The sequence below is a fragment of the Pseudomonas sp. ADAK18 genome (assembly GCF_012935695.1).
Classification (GTDB): domain Bacteria; phylum Pseudomonadota; class Gammaproteobacteria; order Pseudomonadales; family Pseudomonadaceae; genus Aquipseudomonas.
The window spans coordinates 110,635-135,574 of sequence record NZ_CP052859.1; the positions used below are offsets into that span (position 1 = coordinate 110,635).

The 24,940-nt window shown below is 58.1% G+C and carries 20 protein-coding genes and 2 tRNA genes; 14 read left to right on the forward strand and 8 right to left on the reverse strand.

The window, feature by feature from the left end; genetic code table 11:
* The first annotated feature begins 7 nt into the window (after positions 1-7).
* The 14 genes from folP to HKK55_RS00530 all read left to right on the forward strand — a co-directional run bounded on the left by folP (position 8) and on the right by HKK55_RS00530 (position 13,335).
* Positions 8-859 carry a dihydropteroate synthase gene (gene folP, locus HKK55_RS00465; RefSeq protein WP_169352874.1) on the forward strand — a complete coding sequence of 284 codons (852 nt, stop codon included), beginning with the start codon at positions 8-10 and terminating at the stop codon, positions 857-859.
* Positions 860-875: 16 nt separating this feature from the next.
* Entirely contained in the window at positions 876-2,213 is a 1,338-nt protein-coding gene (gene glmM, locus HKK55_RS00470; protein WP_169352875.1) for a phosphoglucosamine mutase, read from the forward strand.
* A 66-nt stretch (positions 2,214-2,279) separates the two neighbouring features.
* The gene (gene tpiA, locus HKK55_RS00475; protein WP_169352876.1) at positions 2,280-3,035 is read left to right on the forward strand and encodes a triose-phosphate isomerase; all 756 of its coding nucleotides are present in this window, start codon (positions 2,280-2,282) and stop codon (positions 3,033-3,035) included.
* 4 nt (positions 3,036-3,039) lie between these two features.
* Entirely contained in the window at positions 3,040-3,423 is a 384-nt protein-coding gene (gene secG, locus HKK55_RS00480) for a preprotein translocase subunit SecG (protein ID WP_026078118.1), read from the forward strand.
* Positions 3,424-3,445: 22 nt separating this feature from the next.
* Positions 3,446-3,531: transfer RNA gene (locus tag HKK55_RS00485), tRNA-Leu, on the forward strand.
* A 96-nt stretch (positions 3,532-3,627) separates the two neighbouring features.
* A tRNA-Met gene (locus tag HKK55_RS00490) sits at positions 3,628-3,704 on the forward strand.
* Positions 3,705-3,844: 140 nt separating this feature from the next.
* Entirely contained in the window at positions 3,845-4,303 is a 459-nt protein-coding gene (rimP, locus tag HKK55_RS00495) for a ribosome maturation factor RimP (protein ID WP_169352877.1), read from the forward strand.
* Positions 4,304-4,350: 47 nt separating this feature from the next.
* Entirely contained in the window at positions 4,351-5,832 is a 1,482-nt protein-coding gene (gene nusA / locus HKK55_RS00500) for a transcription termination factor NusA (protein ID WP_169352878.1), read from the forward strand.
* 27 nt (positions 5,833-5,859) lie between these two features.
* Positions 5,860-8,382, forward strand: a complete 2,523-nt coding sequence (infB, locus tag HKK55_RS00505; protein ID WP_169352879.1) for a translation initiation factor IF-2 — start codon at positions 5,860-5,862, stop codon at positions 8,380-8,382.
* A gap of 159 nt (positions 8,383-8,541) precedes the next feature.
* Positions 8,542-8,943 carry a 30S ribosome-binding factor RbfA gene (gene rbfA / locus HKK55_RS00510; protein WP_169352880.1) on the forward strand — a complete coding sequence of 134 codons (402 nt, stop codon included), beginning with the start codon at positions 8,542-8,544 and terminating at the stop codon, positions 8,941-8,943.
* A 3-nt stretch (positions 8,944-8,946) separates the two neighbouring features.
* Entirely contained in the window at positions 8,947-9,864 is a 918-nt protein-coding gene (truB, locus tag HKK55_RS00515) for a tRNA pseudouridine(55) synthase TruB (protein ID WP_169352881.1), read from the forward strand.
* A gap of 260 nt (positions 9,865-10,124) precedes the next feature.
* Positions 10,125-10,394, forward strand: a complete 270-nt coding sequence (rpsO, locus tag HKK55_RS00520; RefSeq protein ID WP_003176135.1) for a 30S ribosomal protein S15 — start codon at positions 10,125-10,127, stop codon at positions 10,392-10,394.
* A 194-nt stretch (positions 10,395-10,588) separates the two neighbouring features.
* Positions 10,589-12,694, forward strand: coding sequence for a polyribonucleotide nucleotidyltransferase (gene pnp, locus HKK55_RS00525; RefSeq protein WP_169352882.1), 2,106 nt, complete (start codon positions 10,589-10,591; stop codon positions 12,692-12,694).
* A 293-nt stretch (positions 12,695-12,987) separates the two neighbouring features.
* Entirely contained in the window at positions 12,988-13,335 is a 348-nt protein-coding gene (locus HKK55_RS00530; RefSeq protein WP_010174348.1) for a BON domain-containing protein, read from the forward strand.
* A gap of 288 nt (positions 13,336-13,623) precedes the next feature.
* Here the strand turns inward: HKK55_RS00530 and HKK55_RS00535 are convergent, their stop codons facing one another.
* The 8 genes from HKK55_RS00535 to folK form a co-directional block, all read right to left on the reverse strand.
* Positions 13,624-16,554 (reverse strand): DUF748 domain-containing protein, encoded by a 2,931-nt coding sequence (locus HKK55_RS00535; RefSeq protein WP_169352883.1) that lies wholly within the window; start codon positions 16,552-16,554, stop codon positions 13,624-13,626.
* A gap of 108 nt (positions 16,555-16,662) precedes the next feature.
* Positions 16,663-17,679 carry a class I SAM-dependent rRNA methyltransferase gene (locus HKK55_RS00540; RefSeq protein WP_169352884.1) on the reverse strand — a complete coding sequence of 339 codons (1,017 nt, stop codon included), beginning with the start codon at positions 17,677-17,679 and terminating at the stop codon, positions 16,663-16,665.
* 50 nt (positions 17,680-17,729) lie between these two features.
* Positions 17,730-18,599 (reverse strand): oxygenase MpaB family protein, encoded by an 870-nt coding sequence (locus HKK55_RS00545; protein WP_169352885.1) that lies wholly within the window; start codon positions 18,597-18,599, stop codon positions 17,730-17,732.
* Between the two features lie 15 nt (positions 18,600-18,614).
* A complete protein-coding gene (gene acs, locus HKK55_RS00550; protein ID WP_169352886.1) occupies positions 18,615-20,552 on the reverse strand; it encodes an acetate--CoA ligase in 1,938 nt (645 codons plus the stop codon).
* 103 nt (positions 20,553-20,655) lie between these two features.
* The gene (pgi, locus tag HKK55_RS00555; protein WP_169352887.1) at positions 20,656-22,320 is read right to left on the reverse strand and encodes a glucose-6-phosphate isomerase; all 1,665 of its coding nucleotides are present in this window, start codon (positions 22,318-22,320) and stop codon (positions 20,656-20,658) included.
* A gap of 238 nt (positions 22,321-22,558) precedes the next feature.
* Positions 22,559-23,413, reverse strand: coding sequence for a pantoate--beta-alanine ligase (panC, locus tag HKK55_RS00560; protein ID WP_169352888.1), 855 nt, complete (start codon positions 23,411-23,413; stop codon positions 22,559-22,561).
* On the reverse strand, positions 23,410-24,210 hold the full coding sequence (gene panB, locus HKK55_RS00565) for a 3-methyl-2-oxobutanoate hydroxymethyltransferase (protein WP_169352889.1): 801 nt from the start codon (positions 24,208-24,210) through the stop codon (positions 23,410-23,412). The genes panC and panB overlap by 4 nt, the downstream gene beginning before the upstream one ends.
* 241 nt (positions 24,211-24,451) lie before the next feature.
* Positions 24,452-24,937: a 2-amino-4-hydroxy-6-hydroxymethyldihydropteridine diphosphokinase gene (gene folK, locus HKK55_RS00570; RefSeq protein ID WP_169352890.1), complete on the reverse strand. Its 486-nt coding sequence runs from the start codon at positions 24,935-24,937 to the stop codon at positions 24,452-24,454.
* Positions 24,938-24,940 lie beyond the last annotated feature (3 nt).

Genomic DNA, 24,940 nt, shown 5'->3' on the forward strand with positions numbered 1-24,940 from the left:
GTTTGAAATGACTTCTGCGTTGTCCTCGACCCGGCTGCCTTGCGGCAGTCGGGTTCTTGATTTAGCCCATACACATGTCATGGGCATTCTTAACGTAACTCCCGACTCTTTTTCCGACGGTGGCCGCTTTAGTCAGCTTGAGGCGGCGCTGCGTCATGCCGAGGCAATGGTGGCTGCTGGCGCCACCTTGATCGATGTCGGTGGTGAGTCGACACGTCCCGGCGCTCGTGCGGTTTCTCCCCTGGAGGAGCTGGAGCGTGTTGCGCCAATTGTCGAGCGCATCCATCGCGAACTGGATGTAATCATCTCTGTTGATACGTCTACGCCAGCCGTCATGCGCGAAACTGCGCGCCTAGGTGCAGGCTTGATCAACGATGTGCGCTCCCTGCAGCGTGATGGTGCACTGGATGCTGCTGCAGCCACCGGATTACCAGTGTGCCTGATGCATATGCTTGGAGAGCCCGGCACAATGCAGGATGACCCACATTACGACGATCTTGTGGGTGAGGTGACGGGGTTTCTTGCTGAGCGTGTTGCTCAGTGTGGCGCAGCAGGAATTGCTCGCGAGCGGATCATCCTCGATCCCGGGTTTGGTTTTGCTAAAACCCTGCAGCACAATTTAAGTCTGTTCAAGCATATGGAGTCCCTGCATGCCCTTGGTCGCCCCTTGTTGGTCGGGGTTTCGCGTAAGAGCATGATAGGTCAGGCGTTGAATCGTCCGGTGGGGGAGCGGCTGCACGGCAGTCTGGCTCTCGCGGCGCTTGCTGTGGTCAAGGGCGCGCGTATCTTGCGTGTGCATGACGTAGCCGAGACGGTGGATGTGGTACGGATGATCGCAGCTGTAGAATCAGCCGAATAAGAATGATGGAGCACTTATGACTAAAAAATATTTTGGCACCGACGGCATACGTGGTCGGGTCGGCGAATTTCCTATTACTCCTGATTTCATGCTCAAGCTCGGCTGGGCTGCTGGCATGGCGTTTCGCAGTATGGGCGCCTGTCGCATATTGGTTGGCAAGGACACGCGGATCTCGGGTTATATGTTTGAGTCTGCGCTGGAGGCGGGCCTGTCCGCTGCGGGCGCTGATGTCATGTTGCTGGGGCCTATGCCTACACCAGCGATCGCTTACCTGACGCGGACCTTTCACGCTGAAGCCGGTATTGTGATCAGCGCCTCGCACAATCCGCATGATGACAATGGCATCAAGTTCTTCTCGGGGCAGGGTACCAAGCTGCCGGATGAGATCGAGCACATGATCGAAGAGTTGCTGGATGCGCCGATGACCGTCGTCGAGTCGGGCAAGTTGGGTAAGGTCTCGCGAATTAACGACGCTTCCGGTCGTTACATTGAGTTTTGCAAAAGCAGCGTACCAAGCAGTACCAATTTTGCCGGCTTGAAGCTGGTCATCGATTGCGCTCACGGTGCTACTTACAAGGTGGCGCCCAGCGTGTTCAAGGAGCTGGGTGCGCAAGTTACTGTGCTATCGGCCCAGCCTAACGGTTTAAACATCAACGACAATTGCGGCTCGACCCATATGGGGCAGTTGCAGGCTGCGGTTTTGGCTGAGCACGCCGACCTGGGTATCGCGTTCGATGGTGATGGTGATCGAGTGCTGATGGTCGATCACACCGGTGCGATTGTCGACGGTGATGATCTGCTGTTTATCATTGCCCGCGATTTGCACGAGCGTAACAGGCTGCAAGGTGGCGTTGTCGGCACCTTGATGAGTAATCTGGGGTTGGAGCTGGCTCTGGCAGATTTGGGGATTCCGTTCGTGCGCGCCAACGTCGGCGATCGTTACGTAATCGCTGAGTTGCTGGAGCGCAACTGGCAGGTGGGTGGTGAGAACTCGGGGCATGTTGTCTGCTTCCAGCACACCACCACTGGGGATGCGATCATCGCGGCACTTCAGGTGCTGCTGGCCCTGCGCCGTCGTGAGGAAAGCCTTGCCCAGGCTCGCCAGGCTCTGCGCAAATGTCCGCAGGTGCTGCTCAATGTCCGTTTTGCGGGCGGTGCGAATCCTATCGAGCATCCGGCCGTCAAAGAGGCTAGCGAGCGTGTTACTGCGGCGATGGCAGGCCGTGGGCGAGTCTTGCTGCGCAAGTCGGGCACCGAGCCTCTGGTTCGCGTAATGGTCGAAGGCGAGGACGAAACACAGGTTCGTGGCTATGCCGAAGAGCTGGCAAAACTGGTAACTGAAGTTTGCGCCTGAATTCGGCTTGCCAGTGATGATGTGGTTGGGTAACATCTGCGCCCACTTTGACCGACGAGGTACAGCATGCGTCGCACTATGGTAGCTGGTAACTGGAAAATGCACGGTACCCGCGCCAGTGTCGCTGAGCTGATCAATGGCCTTCGTCATTTGGCCTTGCCAAGCGGTGTTGATGTCGCGGTATTCCCGCCTTGCTTGTATATCAATCAAGTGATTGATGGCTTGAAAGGCAAGTCGATTCAGGTCGGCGCGCAGAACTCTGCGGTGGAAGCCATGCAAGGTGCATTGACCGGTGAGATTGCACCGAGTCAATTGGTTGATGCGGGATGTTCCCTGGTGCTTGTTGGGCACTCCGAGCGCCGTCAGATGATGGGCGAGCGTGATGGGACACTCAATCGAAAATTCGCGGCGGCACAGGCTTGCGGCTTGGTTCCGGTGCTGTGCATAGGGGAGACCCTGGAGCAGCGCGAGTCCGGAAAAACTCTTGAGGTTGTCGGGCGTCAGCTGGGCAGTATCATTGAGGAGCTGGGAGTCGGTGCCTTTGCAAATGCAGTAATTGCTTACGAGCCGGTCTGGGCCATTGGCACCGGGCTGACTGCTTCGCCGCAACAGGCGCAGGATGTGCATGCAGCCATTCGTGCGCAGTTGGCGGCAGAGAATTCTGAGGTCGCACGAGGTGTGCGGCTTCTATACGGCGGCAGCGTGAAGGCGGCCAATGCGGTCGAACTGTTCGGCATGCCGGATATCGATGGGGGGCTCATTGGTGGAGCTTCCCTGAATGCAGATGAGTTCGGTGCGATTTGTCGCGCCGCGGGAAACTGAAAAAATGCTGGAAACAGTCATCGTTGTTTTTCATCTGCTGGGTGCGCTGGGCGTAGTTGCTCTGGTTTTGCTGCAGCAGGGTAAAGGTGCGGACGCTGGTGCGTCTTTCGGGGCAGGTGCTTCAAATACTGTGTTCGGAAGCCAAGGTTCCTCTACCTTTCTTAGTAAGTTTACTGCTATACTTGCCGCCGGTTTCTTCATAACCAGCTTGGGGTTAGGTTACTTTGCTAAAGAGAAAGCTCATGTGCTGACTCAGGTAGGTCTCCCAAATCCAGCAGTGTTGGAAGTACCAAAAGCAAAACCGGCTTCTGATGATGTCCCGGTGCTTCAAGAGCAAAAGTCGGCTACTCCAGCGACTGACGTGCCTCCAGCTCAAGAGCAGAAGTAAGAAGGGTTTCAAACGTAGTATTGCCGAGGTGGTGGAATTGGTAGACACGCAACCTTGAGGTGGTTGTGCCCATAGGGTGTAGGGGTTCGAGTCCCCTTCTCGGTACCAATTATCAGGAGAGCCCGCTGTTGCGGGCTTTCTTGTAGGTGGAAGGTTACATTGACCCTGTAAGGGATCGGTCGTATACTTCCGCCCCAGCTTTGTCGCGGGGTGGAGCAGTCTGGTAGCTCGTCGGGCTCATAACCCGAAGGTCGTCGGTTCAAATCCGGCCCCCGCAACCAGTTTTAGCGGAGCCCCTTTTAAGGGGCTTTTTGTTAGCTGGACACTTTCAACGCCGCTATTCGACGGCGTTTCAAGGATGGGCGTTTCGCCCATTTTTTTATTTTGCACAGCATGCACATACATGCACGAGGGGGTTCAGGTGTCGAGCAAGCTAGAAGAGTTGCAGGCCTTGTTGGCCCCGGTGGTCGTGGCCCTAGGCTATGAATGCTGGGGTATTGAGTTTTCGGCTCAAGGTCGCCACTCAATGTTGCGCGTTTATATCGATAAAGAGGGCGGCGTGCTGGTGGACGATTGTGCCATTGTCAGCCGTCAGATCAGCGGTGTTCTGGATGTTGAAGATCCGATTGCCGTTGAGTACACCCTCGAAGTTTCCTCGCCTGGCATGGAACGCCCACTGTTCACTATTGAGCAGTATGCAAAATTTGCCGGTGAACAAGTGAAGATCAAGCTGCGCTCTCCCTTTGAAGGGCGGCGCAACTTTCAGGGCCTTCTGCGCGGCGTAGAAGAACAGGACGTCGTGGTGCAGGTTGAAGACCATGAGTTTCTGTTGCCGATCGATATGATCGACAAGGCCAACATTATTCCCAGTTTTGACTGAGACGCGGATCCCGCGGATCCAATGGCTTGCGAAAGGCGAGGCGTACGATGAGCAAAGAAGTACTGCTGGTTGTTGAGTCGGTATCCAATGAAAAGGGCGTACCGGCAAACGTGATTTTTGAAGCGCTGGAGCTGGCCCTGGCCACTGCTACCAAAAAGCGTTTTGAAGACGAAGTTGATCTGCGTGTGGAAATCAATCGCCACACCGGTGCCTATGAGACTTTCCGTCGTTGGACGGTCGTCGAAGAGGCCGATCTTGATGATCCGGCCATCGAAACCTGGCCGAGCAAGGTTGCTGAAACGCACCCAGGCGCTCAGGTTGGTGAGGTCGTCGAAGAAAAGATCGAGTCCATCGAGTTCGGCCGTATTGCTGCACAGACTGCCAAGCAAGTCATCGTGCAAAAGGTTCGTGAAGCCGAACGTGCTCAAGTCGTTGACGCCTATCGCGAGCGCCTGGGGGAAATCATCTCCGGCACCGTGAAAAAAGTGACCCGCGACAATGTGATCGTTGACCTGGGTAACAACGCTGAAGCGTTGCTGGCCCGTGAAGACATCATTTCCCGCGAAACTTTCCGAGTTGGCGTGCGTTTGCGTGCGTTGCTCAAGGAAATCCGCACCGAGAACCGCGGCCCTCAGTTGATCCTGTCGCGTACCGCGCCGGAAATGCTGATCGAGCTGTTCCGTATCGAAGTGCCAGAAATTGCCGAAGGCCTGATCGAAGTCATGGCTGCGTCCCGCGATCCGGGTTCGCGTGCCAAGATCGCGGTCCGCTCCAAGGACAAGCGTATCGACCCGCAAGGTGCTTGCATTGGCATGCGCGGTTCGCGCGTCCAGGCCGTATCGGGCGAGTTGGGCGGTGAGCGTGTGGATATCGTCCTGTGGGACGACAACCCGGCGCAGTTCGTGATCAACGCCATGTCGCCTGCAGAAGTGGCGGCAATTATCGTTGACGAGGATGCCCATGCGATGGACATCGCCGTTGGCGCAGACAATCTGGCTCAGGCCATTGGTCGCGGTGGTCAGAACGTACGTTTGGCCAGCCAGTTGACTGGTTGGACCCTGAACGTGATGACCGAATCGGACATCCAGGCTAAGCAGCAAGCAGAAACCGGTGACATCCTGCGCAACTTCATCGACGAGCTGGAAGTCGACGAAGACCTGGCGCAGGTGCTGGTAGATGAAGGCTTTACCAGCCTGGAAGAGATTGCCTACGTACCGTTGGAAGAAATGCTCAACATCGACGGCTTTGACGAAGACACCGTCAACGAGCTTCGCGCTCGGGCCAAGGATCGTTTGTTGACTAAAGCCATCGCTACTGAGGAAAAGCTGGCAGACGCCCATCCGGCCGAAGACCTGCTCTCGCTTGAGGGTATGGACAAGGATTTGGCGATGGAACTGGCGGTGCGCGGCGTAATTACCCGCGAAGACCTGGCCGAGCAGTCTATTGACGACCTGCTCGACATCGACGGCATTGACGATGATCGTGCCGGCAAGTTGATCATGGCCGCCCGAGCCCATTGGTTCGAGTAATTAGGCGCGGCCTGAGGAGAGAAGTGCATGACGCAAGTCACGGTGAAACAACTGGCCGATGAGGTCAAAACACCGGTAGAGCGCCTGTTGCAGCAGATGCGTGAGGCAGGTCTGCCGCACACCGCCGCCGATGAAGGTGTGAGCGATAGTGAGAAGCAGTCTTTGCTGACTCACTTGAAGAGCAGCCACAAGGCGAAAGTGGAAGAACCGCGCAAGATTACATTGCAGCGCAAAACCACCAGCACACTGCGTGTTGCTGGTAGCAAGAGCATCAGCGTTGAAGTGCGTAAGAAGAAAGTCTTCGTACAGCGCAGCCCGGAAGAAATCGAAGCCGAGCGCAAACGCGAACTGGAAGAGCGTCGCGCAGTAGAAAATGCTGCTCGTCAGAAGGCTGAAGAAGAAGCCAAGCGTCGCGCCGAAGAAGAAGCGCGTCGCCAGCCTACTGCTGCGCAACCTGCTGGTACTGACGCGGTTGCCGCGCCTAGCGCGTCTGTAGAGCCTGTACGTGAGGCCGCTCCGGTTGCCGCAGCACCTGCTCCTGCAGCCGATGCTCGGAAGCGCGACGAACCTCGTCGTCCGGACAAACCACGTGCCGACGATAACAATCGTCGTGGCAGTGGCGATGGCGAGCGCAAAAACGCTCCACATCGTGCTTCGGTCAAAGAGAAGGCGCCAGCGCCACGGGTTGCTCCACGTACTACCGACGAAGAAAGCGACAGCTTCCGTCGCGGTGGTCGCGGCAAGGCCAAGCTGAAGAAGCGCAACGCCCACGGTTTCCAGAGCCCAACCGGCCCTGTCGTGCGTGATGTGCAGATCGGCGAGACCATCACTGTTGGCGATCTCGCCAATCAGATGTCGGTCAAGGCTGCTGAAATCATCAAGTTCATGTTCAAACTGGGTACTCCAGCGACCATCAACCAGGTGCTTGATCAGGAAACTGCTCAACTGGTAGCCGAAGAGCTGGGCCACAAAGTGACCCTGGTCAGCGACACTGCCCTGGAAGATTCCCTGGCTGAGTCCCTGAAGTTTGAAGGCGAGACCTTCTCCCGTGCGCCAGTCGTGACCGTAATGGGCCACGTTGACCATGGTAAGACCTCGCTGCTCGACTATATCCGTCGTGCCAAGGTAGCTGCAGGCGAAGCCGGCGGCATCACCCAGCACATCGGTGCATACCACGTTGAAACTGAACGCGGCATGGTCACCTTCCTCGACACCCCAGGTCACGCCGCGTTTACCGCAATGCGTGCCCGTGGTGCCAAGGCGACCGACATCGTGATCCTGGTAGTTGCAGCGGACGACGGCGTAATGCCGCAGACCATTGAAGCTGTCCAGCACGCCAAGGCCGCTGGTGTTCCACTGGTTGTTGCAGTGAACAAAATCGACAAGCCGGGCGCCGATCTTGATCGCATCCGTAGCGAACTGTCGGTTCATGGCGTGACTTCCGAAGAGTGGGGCGGTGATACGCCGTTCGTTTCGGTTTCGGCGAAAGTCGGTACCGGCGTAGACGAACTGCTCGAAGCTGTTCTGCTGCAAGCCGAAGTTCTCGAACTGAAAGCAACTCCATCGGCCCCGGGTCGTGGTGTTGTGGTTGAGTCGCGTCTCGACAAAGGTCGTGGCCCGGTTGCAACCGTTCTGGTTCAAGACGGCACCCTGCGCCAAGGCGACATGGTCCTGGTTGGTTCGAACTACGGCCGTGTACGTGCCATGCTCGACGAGAACGGCAAGCCAATCAAAGAAGCCGGTCCTTCCATCCCTGTCGAGATCCTCGGCCTGGACGGTACCCCGGACGCTGGCGACGAGATGAGCGTGCTGTCGGACGAGAAGAAAGCCCGTGAAGTGGCTCTGTTCCGTCAAGGCAAGTTCCGCGAAGTCAAGCTGGCCCGTGCTCACGCCGGCAAGCTGGAAAACATCTTCGAGAACATGGGCCAGGCAGAGAAGAAGACGCTCAACATCGTCCTCAAATCTGACGTTCGTGGTTCCCTCGAAGCGTTGAACGGCGCCTTGAATGGCCTGGGTAACGACGAAGTGCAAGTGCGTGTTGTCGGTGGCGGTGTCGGTGGTATCACCGAGTCCGACGCCAACCTGGCACTCGCTTCCAACGCTGTACTGTTCGGCTTCAACGTGCGTGCCGATGCTGGCGCACGGAAGATCGTCGAGCAGGAAGGTCTGGACATGCGTTACTACAACGTCATCTACGACATCATCGAAGACGTCAAGAAGGCCCTTACCGGCATGCTTGGCAGCGACGTCCGGGAAAACATCCTGGGTATTGCTGAAGTTCGCGATGTGTTCCGCTCGCCGAAATTCGGTGCGATCGCCGGTTGTATGGTTATTGAAGGTGTTGTGCACCGTAACCGTCCAATCCGTGTATTGCGTGAAGACATCGTTATCTTCGAAGGCGAGCTGGAATCCCTGCGCCGCTTCAAGGATGACGCTTCCGAAGTGCGTGCCGGCATGGAGTGCGGTATCGGCGTCAAGAGCTACAACGACGTCAAAGCTGGCGACAAGATCGAAGTTTACGAGAAGGTTCAGGTTGCTCGCAGCCTCTAACTCTCGCACTTCGAGGGCCACGCGGCGCCCGGGCATGCAAATGCCTGGCGCGGCGTCCGGACTCTAAACGCAACGCCCGGTCTGGCTTTTGTCAGGCCGGGCGTTTGCCGCTTTCAGACCCCACGGGTTTCACCGTGTGGCAGTAACAGGTAACAAGACATGGCAAAAGAATACAGCCGTACCCAACGTATCGGCGATCAGATGCAGCGTGAGCTGGCACAGTTGATCCGTCGTGAAGTAAAAGATCCACGTGTTGGCCTAGTCACCATCACCGCCGTTGAAGTCAGCCGTGACGTTGGTCATGCCAAGATCTTCATCACGGTGATGGGCCAGGACAGCGCCGAAGAAATCGCGCAAAGCATCAAGGTGCTCAACTCAGCCGCAGGCTTCCTGCGCATGCAGTTGGCCCGTGAAATGAAGCTGCGCAGCGTTCCTCAGTTGCACTTCCACTACGACGAAAGCGTCGTGCGTGGCGCGCATCTGTCGGCACTGATCGAGCGGGCCGTGGCTGAAGACAACCAGCACCCGGAAGCGTCCACACCTGAAGACGCCAAGGAGTAATCGGTGGCTCAGGTCAAACGTATCCGTCGTAACGTCAGCGGTATCATTCTGCTGGACAAGCCCATTGGCTTTACCTCCAATGCCGCCTTGCAGAAAGTCCGCTGGCTGCTCAATGCCGAGAAGGCCGGACATACTGGCAGCCTTGATCCCCTGGCCACCGGTGTCTTGCCGTTGTGCTTTGGCGAGGCCACCAAGTTCTCGCAATACCTGCTTGATTCCGACAAGGGTTACGAAACCCTGATGCAACTGGGCAAGACCACCACCACGGCAGACGCCGAAGGTGATGTTTTGCAGGTTCGGGACGTGACCGTTGGTCGTGCTGATATCGAAGCTGCTTTACCTGCTTTTCGCGGAAAAATCAGTCAGATACCGCCGATGTACTCGGCTCTTAAGCGTGATGGCCAGCCTCTTTACAAGCTGGCACGTGCGGGCGAAGTAGTGGAGCGCGAACCACGTTCTGTTACTATTGCGCGCTTGGAATTGCTCGCCTGTGAAGGCGACACCGCCCGGTTGTCGGTGGACTGCAGCAAAGGCACCTATATCCGTACCCTGGTGGAAGATATCGGTGAGCAACTTGGCTGTGGCGCGTACGTTGCAGAACTGCGACGCACCCAGGCCGGACCTTTCACCCTGGCCCAGACGGTCACGTTGGAAGAGCTGGAAGCCGTACACGCCGAAGGCGGTAACGAAGCGGTTGATCGCTTCCTGATGCCATCGGACAGCGGTTTGCTGGATTGGCCATTGCTGCACTTCTCGGAGCACAGCGCGTTCTACTGGCTTAACGGCCAGCCGGTCCGTGCACCGGATGCCCCGAAGTTCGGCATGGTGCGAGTACAGGATCACAACGGTCGCTTTATCGGTATCGGTGAAGTGAGCGAAGACGGGCGCATCGCGCCGCGTCGACTGATTCGGTCAGAATGACCGGAACCAGTTTGAGGTAAAAGCGTCGCGAGCGAAGGTAAGACAAGGAAAAAACAGGCGAGGAGGCGGAGTTAACTGCTGTTAATGAGCATTCCGAGCCTGTTTTTGACGCAGGATTACCAAACGCAGCAGCTTTTACACAAACTGGAACGAGGGTGGCTGTTAGCAGGCATGGTCACTACTCATTTTTAGATACAGGGATTTGTCCCTGGCCTGTTGAAATCGCCCTTTGGGTGGTTTCCTGATAAAAGGATTGCCTCATGGCTCTCGACGTTCAAGAAAAAGCACAAATCGTAGCTGACTACCAGCAAGCTGTTGGTGACACTGGTTCGCCAGAAGTGCAAGTTGCACTGCTGACCCACAACATCAACAAGCTGCAAGGTCACTTCAAGGCCAACGGTAAAGATCACCACTCCCGTCGTGGTCTGATCCGCATGGTAAACCAGCGTCGTAAGCTGCTGGACTACCTGAAAGGCAAGGATCTGGGTCGTTATCAGGCTCTGATCGGTCGCCTGGGTCTGCGTCGCTAATCAGCGATTGCGCTAGAGGTTGGTTGTTTGCCGTGTGTCAGTGGGATTCCCGCTGGCCCATGGCAGGCTTCCAGCCTCAAGTTTTATCTGGATACACGTTTTACCCTGGACAGGCGTTGGGCCGATTCCCGACATTGCCCAAGAATTTCGCAAGAAGACAAGTTCCCCAAGAGCCACAAAGAAGGTAGGACACCGTGAACCCGGTTATCAAAAAATTCCAGTTTGGTCAGTCGACCGTTACCCTCGAGACAGGCCGTATCGCCCGTCAAGCCTCCGGCGCAGTGCTGGTCACCGTTGACGACGACGTCACCGTATTGGTGACCGTTGTAGGCGCCAAGACCGCTGATCCAAGCAAAGGCTTCTTCCCTCTTTCCGTTCACTACCAGGAAAAGACTTACGCTGCCGGTAAGATCCCTGGTGGTTTCTTCAAGCGTGAAGGCCGTCCTTCCGAGAAAGAAACCCTGACTTCCCGACTGATCGACCGTCCGATCCGTCCGCTGTTCCCAGAAGGCTTCATGAACGAAGTGCAGGTTGTCTGCACCGTCGTTTCCACCAGCAAGAAGACCGATCCGGACATCGCTGCGATGATCGGCACCTCGGCCGCCCTGGCCATCTCCGGTATTCCTTTCGATGGCCCGATCGGCGCAGCTCGCGTTGCATTCCACGAAAGCACCGGCTACCTGCTGAACCCGACTTACGAACAACAGAAAGCTTCGAGCCTGGACATGGTCGTTGCCGGTACTTCGGAAGCCGTATTGATGGTTGAATCGGAAGCCAAAGAGCTGACCGAAGACCAGATGTTGGGTGCCGTACTGTTTGCTCACGACGAGTTCCAGGTTGTGATCAACGCCGTTAAAGAGCTGACCGCCGAAGCTGCCAAGCCAACCTGGACCTGGGCTCCACAGCCTGAAGCCACTGCTCTGCTGGGCGCTATCCGTGCCGAGTTCGGCGACGCGATCTCCCAGGCTTACACCATCACCATCAAGGCTGACCGTTACGCTCGCCTGGGTGAGTTGAAGGACCAGGTTGTTGCCAAACTGTCCGGTGAAGAAGGCCAGCCTTCGTCCAGCGAAGTCAAAGCAGCTTTCGGCGAAATCGAATACCGCACCGTTCGCGAAAACATCGTAAACGGCAAGCCACGTATCGACGGCCGCGACACTAAGACCGTGCGTCCTCTGAACATCGAAGTCGGTGTTCTGCCTAAGACTCACGGTTCGGCTCTGTTCACCCGTGGCGAAACTCAGGCTCTGGTAGTCGCGACTCTGGGCACCGCCCGTGACGCACAACTGCTGGACACCCTGGAAGGCGAGAAAAAAGACCCGTTCATGCTGCACTACAACTTCCCTCCGTTCTCGGTAGGTGAGTGTGGTCGCATGGGTGGCGCTGGTCGTCGCGAAATCGGTCACGGCCGTCTGGCCCGTCGTTCGATTGCAGCCATGCTGCCTGCCGCTGACGTGTTCCCGTACACCATTCGTGTTGTGTCGGAAATCACCGAGTCCAACGGTTCCAGCTCCATGGCTTCGGTCTGTGGTGCTTCCCTGGCTCTGATGGACGCTGGCGTACCAATGAAGGCGCCAGTTGCCGGTATCGCCATGGGTCTGGTTAAAGAAGGCGAGAAGTTCGCCATCCTGACCGACATCCTGGGTGACGAAGACCACCTGGGCGACATGGACTTCAAAGTAGCCGGTACCGCCAAAGGTGTTACCGCGTTGCAGATGGACATCAAGATCAAAGGCATCACCGAAGAAATCATGGAGATCGCTCTGGGCCAAGCCCTGGACGCCCGCCTGAACATCCTTGGCCAGATGAACCAGATCATTGGTCAGTCCCGCACCGAGCTGTCGGAAAATGCTCCGACCATGATCGCGATGAAAATCGACACCGACAAAATCCGTGATGTCATCGGTAAAGGCGGCGCGACCATCCGTGCGATCTGTGAAGAGACCAAGGCTTCGATCGATATCGAAGACGACGGCTCGATCAAGATCTTCGGCGAAACCAAGGAAGCCGCAGAAGCCGCGCGTCAGCGCGTTCTGGGCATCACCGCTGAAGCCGAGATCGGCAAGATCTACGTCGGTAAAGTTGAGCGTATCGTCGACTTCGGCGCATTCGTCAACATCCTGCCGGGCAAAGACGGTCTGGTTCACATCTCCATGCTGAGCGACGCTCGTGTTGAGAAAGTGACCGACATTCTGAAAGAAGGCCAGGAAGTGGAAGTGCTGGTACTGGACGTGGACAACCGCGGCCGTATCAAGCTGTCCATCAAGGACGTAGCAGCAGCCAAGGCTTCGGGCGTTTAATTACCCCGTCGCTTCAAGCTGAAAAAGGACTCTTCGGAGTCCTTTTTTTATGGGCGCGGGAAAGTGTCGTGAAATCAGCCGTTTAGCCTGGCGTAAAGCCGCAACTTGCATGCAGGCACGATCTGCTTCATGCAAGTTGCACGATTTCGAAAATTGGGTATTTTTGTAAGCTGTTGATTTATAAGTGCTTTTATTGATTTCCGAACTTGGCACAACGCCTGCAATAGTACTGGTAACCCTGCAGCATCAACGTTTACACGCTGCAGACTTTCGATAAAACAGGAGTTACTCGTATGAAGAAGTTCGCTATCGCTGCTGCAACTGCCACCGCTCTGACCCTGACCATGGCCAACGTGGCCTTTGCACAAACTTCCCAGGCGCCAATGGTTGTAGCGGCCGGTGAAGTGACCAAAGCCAAAGAAGCGACCTCCGACACCTGGATCACCACCAAAGTGAAGAGTGACCTGGTGACCGAGAAAGGCATTCCTGGCACCGACATCAAAGTCGAAACCAACAAAGGCGTAGTTTCCCTGTCTTCGACCGTTGCTATCACTGAAGCGCAGAAAACTACAGCTGTAGCCATCGCCAAGAAAATCAAAGGCGTTAAAGCTGTTTCGGCCGATGGCCTGAAAGCAGAATAACGCTTAACGAATCGCCTGAACTGGGCGAAGGCGGCAACGAGTGAGGTAGATATCCACTCAATGCACCTGACAGGTTCATGCGACCGACCACACGGATGTGGTCATTGCAGGCCCCGGCACTTGTGTCGGGGCCTGTTCTATTGGGTAGGGGAAATCAGGAGGGGCTGGCGGGACGCTTGTACCAGTGCTACTGCGTCTTACCTGAATGACTGCGATGATCTTATTGGGGCCGCTTCGCAGCCCAACGGGGGGCAAGCCCCCTCGCCACGGGTACCCAACAGGCTGGGCTTATTCCGCCTCCAGATGCATGGGTGTTACCACCCGACCATCTTTCTCGGCCTGCCCCAGGTTGGCATCAATGAAGTAAACCCGCTCATCCTCCAGCTGGCCCTTGTCCACCAGATAGTCCTTGATGGCGCCAGCGCGGTCCTGCCCCAGTTGTCGTAGCAGCACGTCACTGGAGCTCCAGAACGCGATCACGCCGTCCCGCAGCTTCGCGGTGCGGTCTGCCGTGCTCAGGTCCTTCCATTCGGCCGGTGGCTGTTGTTTCAGTCGGGTGCGGTAGATCCCTTCGAGGAGCGGGCCCTTTGCGCTTTCCGGTACGTCCAATAGCGACGCCTGGGCTGGAACCTTGTCTCCTCGGCGCTGGAGCATCTTGTAGTAGTTGTACTGGTACTCACGCTCCAGTCGCTGGCCGGCCAGAAGCGGGCCGTCACTGCTGGCTGCGGCGGTTCCTTCAATTTCCAGGCGTAGGGCAGGACGCTCCTTGAGCGCCTTGGAGAGGCTGTTCAGTGCTGACTCGGCATCCTTGCTTAACTCGCTGGAGCCTGCCGCAAATGACACGCTACCAAGGTCTTCCGGCCCGCCACTAATCAGCCCGCCAATAAACTTGAAGGGCGCCGTAGCCGCACGCACCACCAGGTTACGCAGGGTCTGCCAGACAATCGGCATCACGCTGAATTGTGGGTTGTTCAAGTCGCCGGTTACTGGCAGCTCAATGGAGATTTTGCCATCAGAGTCCTTGAGCAGGGCAATCGCCAGGCGAATCGGCAAGTCTACGGCGTCGGCGCTGTCGACCTTCTCACCCAGCTGCAGTTGCTCGATCACCACCTTGTTCTCGGCTTTCAACTGGCCCTTGGTGATGAGGTAGTGCAGGTCCAGGTTGAGCCGGCCCTTGCGGATGCGGAACCCGGCGAACTTGCCGGAGTACGGGGTCAGGGTGGTCAGTTCGACACGTTTGAAACTGGTGGCGATGTCCAGCGCCGCCATTGGATCAAACGGGTTCACGCTGCCCTTAATGGTGACTGGCGCATAGCGGTCGACCTTGCCCTTGATGTCGACGCTGGCCGGTTTGGCCGCGCGACTGTCAATGGTGCCGATCTGACCGTTGAGTTGCTGGATAGCCGTGGCAAAGTTCGGGGTCAGGCTGAAGTCGGCGAAGTTGGCCGAGCCGTCGTTGATCGCAATTTGACCAATATGGATGCCCAGTGGTTTTTCCGTGCTGGCCGCAGGCTTGGCTGCCGTCTTGGCGCCGCTGTTGGCAGGCTGGGGAATCAGCAGGTCGTCGATGTTGGTGGTGCGATCATCATTGATCATGAAGCGCGCGTAGGGCTGCAGCAGGTTGACCTTGTCGATGGATAGGCTGTTGCCGTGCTGATAATTCACACCTTCGAGCACCAGCCGCTGCCATTTCAGGAAGTCGCGGGTCTTGAGGGTGTCCAGGGTATGCAACTGGTCCACTTGGGCACGGCCGGTGACCTGGAAGGCCAAGGGCTCAGTGCTCTTGAGGTTCACGTCGAGGTTGCTGCCGAGCATGCCGCTGCGCAGTTCCAGGCGGATGAACGGGCTGATATAGGACTGGGCGACCCGCAGGTCGATGTCCTTGGTGTCGACTTTCAGCTTGGCACTGATGGGGTTGAGGTTGACCTCACCGGCAGCCTGAATCTTGCCCTGTTTGCCCAGACCGGTGTCGAGCTTGAGGGTAAAGGGGCTCTGGTTGAGGCTGTCGAAATTCTGCAGGTCGAGATTCAGTGGACCCAACTCCAGGGCTACTGCAGGATTTACCTGACGGTCAGCCAGATGCACCTGGTAGTTGCGCAACTGAACGTCCTTGAGCAGCACTTGCCAAGGTTTGCTGGGGGCTGCTGGTGCTGGTTTTGGTGAGTCAGCGGTGGCCGGTGCCGTAGCAGGTTCAGGAGCTGCGGCAGGCTTGCTCGGCTGGCTGGCGAACAGTTTCTGCCAGTCCAGTTGGCCATCGGCTTCACGGGCGGCCCAGGTTTCGAGCTTGTTGCTACGAATCTTGCCGACGATGACTTGCTGCTTGGCCAAGTCTACGGTGGTTTCACTGACGTCCAGGCGCTCCAGGCGGGCCAGTGGCCGGCCATCTGGCGCCTTGATGGCAAACGGCGCGATGCTTGCGGAGACGTTGGTCAGGTTCAGTTCGGTTTCTTTGGCCAGGTTCAGCTTGTAGTCGGTGCTGAAGTTGAGGATGCCGTCTTCCAGAACCAGCGGCAGAGCGTCACGCACATACGGCCACCAGACTTTCATCTTGCCGTCGGTTACCTTCAATTTACCTTCGGAGGCAATCGGCACCAGGCTGAAGTTGCCTGTCCAGTCGATCTGGCCGCCTTCGGGGCCGGCAGCGACCAAGGTCATGTCGGCATTGTCTTCGGGCAGGGTGCTGAGATTTTTCAGCTCGAAGTCGAGTTTGTCGTAGAGAAACTCAATCGGTTCGCTGGGACGCAAGTCTTCAAAATGTACATAACCGCCAGCCAGTTTGATGCTTTCGATGCGTAGCGGGAATGGCTTGCTGTTTGGGTCAACCGGTGTCGGATCGCTGGGCGGCAGCTTGAACAATTGCGCCAGATTGAGCGTGCCGGACTTGTCGAACAGGATTTCAGTCTTGGGCTTGTCCAGCTGCACGTCGGCCAGGTGCAGGGCGCGCGTCCAGAGGCTGTCGATCTGCAGGTTGGCGTAGAGACGTTCAAAACCCACTTGATCCTTGCCGGGTTCGCCGATTTTCAGGCCCCACAAGGTCAGTTCAAGGCTGAACGGGTTGAGCTCGATACGCTCAATGTGCGCCGGCACCGTAGCGTAATTGGCCAACTGTTGGTTGGCCACGCGAAGGGCAATGCCGGGGAGAATCAGGAAGCCCAGCAAGCTATACAGTGCAAGGGCGGTCAGCAAGGCGCCAGCGGCGCGTATCAATCCTTTGGGCATGTGAGGCGCCATCTTTGTCGATCAGAAGTGCCTTGGAGTATGGCACGGGTTTACGGTTCCGAAGAACCGTACCTTTATTCCTGTCAGTCGACTCTTTCAGGACAAGTCTTACAGTTGCAGTATCAGCGTCTTCAGTGGTGGCTGCTGGTCCTGGGAGGGAAAGTCCGCGCCAGGCGTCATGGTTTTCCAGTCGCGGACCGGCCGCCCGGCCTTTTCGGCGCAGCGCAGCACTTGGTCGCGCCAGTCGTCCATGCTGACTTTTGCCAGGTTATTGCAGCAGATCAGCACACCGTTATCGGCGGTGGTCAGCAGCGCCGGCTTGAGCAGGCTTTGGTAGTCGCGCAACAGGTCGACCGTACCGAAGGCGCTTTTGGCCCAGGCCGGAGGGTCGAGCAGTACCAGATCATATTGGCGTTGTTCCAGTCGCGGGTAACTCGGCAGTTTCTGTCCGCGACGCTGGGTGATCGGCAAGCCGGCCAGCTGGCGAATTGCTGGAAAGTAGTCGGATTGCACAAACTCCATTGCCGGCAACTGTGGATTGAGATGACCATTTTCCTGGCCGACCGCCAGATTGCCCTCGGCGAAATCGAGGTTGCACACTTCACGGGCACCGCCGGCGGCGGCACTCAAGCCCACGCCGCAGGTATAGGCGAACAGGTTCAGTACGCTTTTGCCGGCGCTATGAGCCTTGACCCAGCCTCGTGTGTTGCGCAGGTCGAGGAACAGCAGCGGGTCTTGCCCGGCATGGCGGCCGCGCACGCGGTAATTGAGGCCCCATTCGTGGCCGATCAGGTCTTCCAGGGCGGCGGGTTCGGCACGGTAGACCGTGTCTTCCCGGTCGATACGCGAGTTGCCGCGGGAGCGGTCGTTGTAGACCAGCAACAATTCCAGGCCCAGGTACTGGTTGATGATTTGATGCAGTTCCTGCAAGGCCTCGCTGTCCAGCGCTTGGTGGAAGCTTTGCACCAGCAATTGTGGGCCATAACGGTCGACCGTCAGCCCACCGGCGCCTTCCTGGCTGCCATGGAATAGCCGATAGCAGTCGGTGCCTTGCTGATGCAGCTCGGCAAGCAAGTCTTGGCGATGATCGAGGGCGGCGCGCAGCGCCTGATTCAAGGAAGACATGGAGCGCGCCTTGCTGGGTGATTGGGGGCGCGGGAGTTTAACAGTTATGGCTACAGGAGGCCCATTCGCCTGTGGGCCCGCTGCATCGATCCGTTGCGCATTGCCCAGCGCAACATCGGTGCACTGCGCTTGACGCCGACCCGGATCAATTGACGTTGCAGCGGGCTCTGTTTTTGCCCAAGCATGTCGCTGGCCCAGTCCGGCAGCAGGTCGATACCCGCCTGCATCATCAGCGAACCGAAAGGTTTGGCGAGGGTACTGGGGGAGGGCGCATTGAGCAGTAGGCGCATGACTTCATGGCTGCGTTCGTCACACAGCAACTGCGGGCGAATACGCTCAAGGTAGTCGGCAATTTCCTGGCGTGAGCGCGGTACGTGGCGGGCACCAAGCTGTTCGGCCACCAGGGCGATTTCGGTGTAGTACCGGTCCTGATCCCTTGGGGATAAATCCGGGTTGCAATAACGCAGGTGGGCGGCGAGGAAGTTGCTGACCTCTGCCACATGCACCCAGGTCAGCAATTCCGGGTCGCTGGCGGCGTAGGGGCGGCCGTCGGGGGCGTGGCCGACCACTTGCAGGTGAATGGTGCGTACTTTTTCGATTAGCCATTCGGCGTCGCGGCGGCAGCCGAAGGTGGTGCCGGAGATGAACTGCGAGGTACGCCGCAAGCGCCCGAGCATGTCCTCGCGAAAGCTCGAATGGTCCCAGACGCCCGCCAATGCCAGTGGGTGCAATGCCTGCAGCATCAAGGCGCTGATGCCGCCGATCAACATGCTGCTGAAGTCACCATGGACCTTCCAGCTCACCGAGTCCGGCCCGAACAGACCTGGATCACCCTTGGGGTTTTCCAGGTCAAACTGGCCCAGGGACACCCCGGTCAAGCTCATGAGCTGGGTTTCGATGCGGCTGCGAATAAATTCCATGGCGACTCGGGTTTCCTATCGGTTCAGGCGCTTGTCGATCAAGCCTTCGACGACGCTGGGATCGGCCAGGGTCGAGGTATCTCCCAGGCTGTCCAGCTCGTTGCAGGCGATCTTGCGCAGAATGCGCCGCATGATCTTGCCTGAGCGGGTTTTCGGCAAGGCCGGCGCCCATTGGATCAGCTCCGGCTTGGCGAAGCTGCCGATTTCCTTGCTCACCAGATCCAGCAGGTGTTTTTTCAAGTCGTCGCTCGGCTCTACGCCATTCATGGGGGTGACGAAGGCGTAGATGCCCTGGCCTTTGACGTCATGGGGGTAACCCACCACGGCGGCCTCTGCCACGCTGTCGTGCAGCACAAGGGCGCTCTCCACCTCTGCGGTGCCAATACGATGGCCGGAGACGTTGATCACATCATCGATGCGCCCAGTGATCCAGTAGTCGCCGTCCTCGTCCCGCCGTGCGCCGTCGCCGGTGAAGTAGTAGCCGGGATAGGGTTTGAAGTAGGTGTCGATCATCCGTTGCGGGTCGCCATACACGCTGCGGATCTGCCCCGGCCAGCTGGACTTGATTGCGAGTACACCACTGCCGGCGCCGCTGATTTCCTTGCCTTGCTCATCGAGCAGTACCGGCTGCACGCCAAACATCGGCTGGGTGGCACAGCCTGGTTTAATGCGCTGAGCGCTGACCAGCGGGCTGAGCATGATGCCGCCGGTTTCGGTCTGCCACCAGGTGTCGACAATCGGGCAGCGTTGTTCACCCACTGCATTGAAGTACCAATCCCAGGCTTCCGGGTTGATCGGTTCACCGACACTCCCCAGCAGTCGCAGGCTGGCGCGGGAGGTGTTCTCGAGTGGGCCAGGTCCCTCACGCATCAAGGCACGCAAGGCGGTCGGTGCGGTGTAGAAGATATTGACCTGATGCTTGTCGATCACCTGCCAGAACCGCGAACTGTCCGGGTAGCTCGGTACGCCCTCGAACATCAGTGAAGTGGCGCCATTGGCCAGCGGCCCGTAGACGATATAGCTGTGGCCTGTGACCCAGCCGACATCGGCGGTACACCAGAATACTTCGCCGTCGCGGTAGTCGAGCACGTACTTGAAGGTCATCGCCGCTTGCAGCAGGTAGCCGCCAGTAGTGTGCAGCACGCCTTTGGGTTTGCCGGTGCTGCCGGAGGTGTAGAGGATAAACAGCGGGTCTTCGGCGCCCATGGGCTCGGGCGGGCAGTTATCGCTTACGGCATCCAGCGCCTGTTGATACCTCAGGTCACGCCCTTCAACCCAGTCGACTGTTGCCCCAGTGCGTTGCACCACCAGCACGGTGCTGACATCCGGGCAACTGGCCAGGGCCTTGTCGACGTTCTTTTTCAAGGCTACGGCCTTGCCACCGCGCATGCCTTCGTCGGCGGTGATCACCGTGCGGCAGTCAGCGTCGAGAATCCGATCACGCAAGGCGTCCGGTGAGAAACCACCAAATACCACTGAATGCACGGCGCCAATACGCGTACAGGCCAGCATCGCGTAAGCCGCTTCGGGGATCATTGGCATGTAGATGCACACGCGGTCGCCCTTTTTAACACCACGGCTTTTCAGCACATTGGCCAGGCGGCAGACGTTTTGATGCAGTTGGCGGTAGGTGATTTTGGACGACTTTGTCGGATCATCGCCTTCCCAGATGAAGGCCGGTTGTTCGGCGCGCTCGGCCAGGTGACGGTCGATGCAGTTGTAACTGACGTTCAGTTGAGCACCGGAAAACCATTGGGCGGCACCGGTCTTGATGTCCGATTGCTGGACGCTGTTCCAGGGAGTGATCCAGTCTAGAAAACGTCTGGCCTGTTCGGCCCAGAACGTGTCGGGTTGCTCGATGGATTGGCGGTAGAGGCGCTGATAGTCCTCTTGACTGAGCTGCGCAGCCCGGCGGACGGCATCGGCGGTGGGAAACGTGCTGATATCGAACATGGGGGATCCTTATTCTTGTTTTGCGACAAGCGATAAAGATGCGCCCAGTGGAGAGTGGGTTCAAGGCCAACGTCCAAACGGACGTTGGCCTCCTGGGATCAGATCAGCCGCGGTGACGACCACGGAAGTAGTTGATCAAACCCTGGGTCGAGGCATCGTCGGCCGGCTCTTCTTCAGTGCCGGTCAAGCGGTTGTAGACGCCCTTGCCCAGTTCCTTGCCCAGCTCCACGCCCCATTGGTCGAAGGCGTTGATGCCCCAGATGACGCTCTGCACGAACACTTTGTGTTCATACATGGCCACCAGTGCGCCCAAACGACGGGGGCTGATGCGTTCCACCACAATGGTATTACTCGGACGATTACCCGGGATCACCTTGTGCGGTGCCAGCTTCTCTACCTCTGCCTCTGGCAGGCCCTTTTCACGCAGCTCGGCTTCGGCTTCGCTGAGGGTCTTGCCGAGCATCAGTGCCTGGCTCTGGGACAGGCAGTTGGCGTACAGCCACTGATGGTGGTCGGACACTGGGTTGAAGCTGACGATCGGCACGATAAAGTCGGCCGGAATCAGTTGGGTGCCCTGGTGCAGCAGCTGGTGGTAAGCATGCTGGCCGTTGCAACCTACGCCACCCCAGATAACCGGGCCGGTATCGGTGGAAACCGGCGTACCGTCCTGGCGAACGCTTTTGCCGTTGGATTCCATATCCAACTGTTGCAAGTGCTTGGTGATGTTACGCAGGTAGTGGTCGTACGGCAGGATCGCGTGGCTTTGCGCGCCCCAGAAGTTGCCGTACCACACGCCCAGCAAGGCCAGCAGCACGGGCATGTTCTGCTCGAACGGTGCGGTCTGGAAATGCTGGTCCATGGTGTAGGCACCGGACAGCAGCTCCTTGAAGTTGGACATGCCGATAGCCAAGGCAATAGGCAAGCCGATAGCCGACCACAACGAGTAACGGCCACCGACCCAGTCCCACATCGGGAAGATGTTTTCTTCGCGGATCCCGAAAGCCACGGCTGCGGCGTTGTTGCTCGAAACGGCGATGAAGTGACGATACAGCTCGGCTTCCGAACCACCCTGGGCCAGGTACCAGGCGCGGGCTGCCTGGGCGTTTTTCAGGGTTTCGAGGGTGTTGAAGGATTTCGACGAGACGATGAACAGCGTGGTCTCGGCGCGCAGCTTCATGGTCAGTTCGTGGAACTCACTGCCGTCGATGTTCGCCAGGTAATGGCAGCGCACGCCTTTATGGGCGTAGGACAGCAGAGCTTCAGACACCAGCTCGGGGCCGAGGAACGAGCCACCGATACCGATGTTCACCACGTCGGTGATTGGCTTCTCGGTGTAACCACGCCACAGGCCGTCGTGGATGCGGCCCACCAGGTCGGTGATCTGATTCAGCACCTTGTGCACGTCGGGCATGATGTTCACGCCGTTGACCGACAACTTGTCGCCCACCGGGCGGCGCAGGGCGGTGTGCAGCGCAGGGCGGCCTTCGGAGGAGTTGACCGGTTCGCCGTTGAACAGCGCCTTGATCGCACCTTGAAGGTCGACTTCGTTGGCCAGGCCCACCAGCAGGTCGCGGGTTTCGCGGGTGATCAGGTTTTTCGAGTAATCCAGGAACAGCCCGCAGCTGCTCAGGGTGAACTGGTTAAAGCGCTGGGGGTCGGCATTAAAGGCTTCGCGCATGCTGAAATCCTGCATGGCTTGGCGGTGTTGATTGAGCGCTTGCCAGGCGGGCAGAGCGGTAACGTCATGAGGGGTGCGGTAATACGCCATCGCTGCGGGTTTCCTTTTTATTACGGGGACTGCCTTTAGGACACTTGAAAGCCCGGAACGTCCGGCTTTTCTATAACGAGAACGATGAAAAGACAGGTTCTGGTCAGCAGTGTCAACGCCAACAAATAGCGTAGGGCGATTACATTAAACCTAGCGTGTCGATCTGTCTTGGCTTTGTCTGCGCTGTGGCCGGTACTTTTTTATACCGGCGCATCAGGCAGTGCAACAGGCGGGGGGCTTACGGGTTCAAATTCAGATGTAGATTGTCGATCAACCGGGTGGCGCCCAGATAGGCGGCTACCAGTATTACCACGTCGCGATCCTCGGTCGTGGCCGGGCGCAAATGCTGGCCCTGACGGATCTCCAGGTAATCCATGCGCATTCCAGCGGCTTCTATCTGTTGGATCTGTTCGGCGCCCAGCTTGGCGAAATCCCTGTCTCCGGCTTCGATCGCTGCTGCAATCTGGCTCAGGCTGCGGTAGAGCACGGGCGCGATAGCGCGCTGCTCCTCGGTGAGGTAGCCGTTGCGGGAGGACAGCGCGAGTCCGTCATCAGCACGCACGGTAGGCTCGCCGATAATCTGGATTGGCATGTTCAGGTCATGCACCATGGCGCGAATGACCGCCAGTTGCTGGTAGTCCTTCTGACCAAATACGGCCAGATCCGGCTGAGCCATGTTGAACAGTTTGCTCACCACGGTTGCCACCCCTTCGAAATGCCCTGGGCGGCTGGCGCCGCACAGGCCTTCAGACAGGTGTGGGACGCTGACGCGGGTCTGGCCGGCCATGCCGTCGGGGTACATTTCTTCGACGGTGGGCGCGAACAGCAGATTGCAGCCGGCCTGGAGCAGTTTTTCCTGATCAGCCGCCAGAGTGCGCGGGTATTTGTCCAGGTCTTCGCCGGCGCCAAATTGCAGCGGATTGACGAAAATGCTCGCTACCACGAAGTCGACCCGTTGGGCCGCCTTGCTCACCAGTGCCGCGTGGCCGCTGTGCAGGTTGCCCATGGTTGGCACGAAGCCGATGCGTTTGCCTTCGCTGCGCGCTCGGGCGACGGCGGCCCGCAGTTCGCGTACGGTTTTGACGGTGTTCATGCAGAGAATCCGTGTTCGATGCCTGGAAAGGTAACGGCTTTGACTTCGGTGACGTAGGCGCTCAGAGCAGCCTGAATGCTGTCATGGCCGGCCATGAAGTTCTTCACGAACTTCGGTACGTGGCCAGTAATGGAGAGGCCCAACATGTCGTGCAACACCAAGACCTGGCCGTCGGTGGCGGAGCCTGCGCCAATGCCGATCACCGGTACCTTGACGGCCTGGGTGATCTCCTCCGCCAGTTCGCTGGGCACGCACTCCAGCAGGATCATGGCCGCGCCCGCTTGCTCCAAGGCGATGGCATCGGCGCGCATCTGGCGTGCCTGGGCTTCATTGCGACCTTGTACTTTATAGCCGCCGAGGATGTTCACTGACTGAGGTGTCAGGCCCATGTGCGCACATACGGGAACGCCACGTTCGGCTAGCAGGCGAATCGATTCGGCGAGCCAGGCGGCGCCTTCCACCTTGATCATGTGCGCACCGGCTTGCATCAGTTTTCCGGCGTTGTGCAACGTCTGTTCAACGGTGGCGTAACCCATGAACGGGAGGTCGGCGATGATAAATGCCCCATCGTTACCGCGCTTGACGCTGGCCGTGTGGTAAGCGAGTTCATCGGTGGTGACGGGCAAGGTGCTGTCATTCCCTTGAAGAACCATGCCCAGGGAGTCGCCCACCAGTAACACTTCAACTCCGGCCTGGCAGCTAGCCTGGGCGAAAGTGGCGTCATAGCAGGTCAGCATGGTGATTTTTTCACCTTTGAGTTTGAGGCTCTGCAAGGTGGTCAGGGTAATGTTTGGCATGAAAAGGGTCCTCGTTCAGGCGCTTGGAAACAGCGAGTAACGCGCGTGAGTCTTCGTTTATACAGGCGCACTTTCTTAAAAATCAGTGCTTATAAGGCCTGGATTGCGCCCTTTAGCGCCGGGTTGGCGGCAGCGGGACGCCTATAGTCGTGAGGAGAACTCTGGAAGTCAATTGGATGTGTTACCGCATTGTTACGGTGGGGGTGTTACCCCTGTTACTGATGCGATTCAGCAGGAAGCCTCAGGCTTCAGACTGGCGCTCGAGACCGACAAACGGGCAGGCGGCGAGCAGTTCACTGAGGCAGCGGCCATCGGCCAATTGCAGGTTGGCCGGGGCCAGTTCTGCGAGGGGGTAGAGTACGAATGCCCGTAGATGAATCTGGTAGTGCGGCACCTTGAGCCGGGGCTCATCAATCAGTCGATCACCGAACAGTAGGATGTCCAGGTCCAGCGTGCGAGGCCCCCAACGTTTGAGGCGTTCACGGCCTTGATCGTGCTCGATGGCTTGCAGTGCATCCAGCAACGCCAGCGGCGCGAGGTTGCTGTCCAGTGCCGCAACTGCGTTGGTGTAACGCGGTTGGCCGGGGGACAAGGAATCACTTTGATAAAAGGCGGAGACGCCCGCCAGCGTGGTGTTCGGCAATTGCGCCAAGGCCTCGATAGCGCTGCGCAATTGTTGGTCCGGGGCAGCCAGGTTGCTGCCCATGCCGATATAGATGCGTTCCACCGG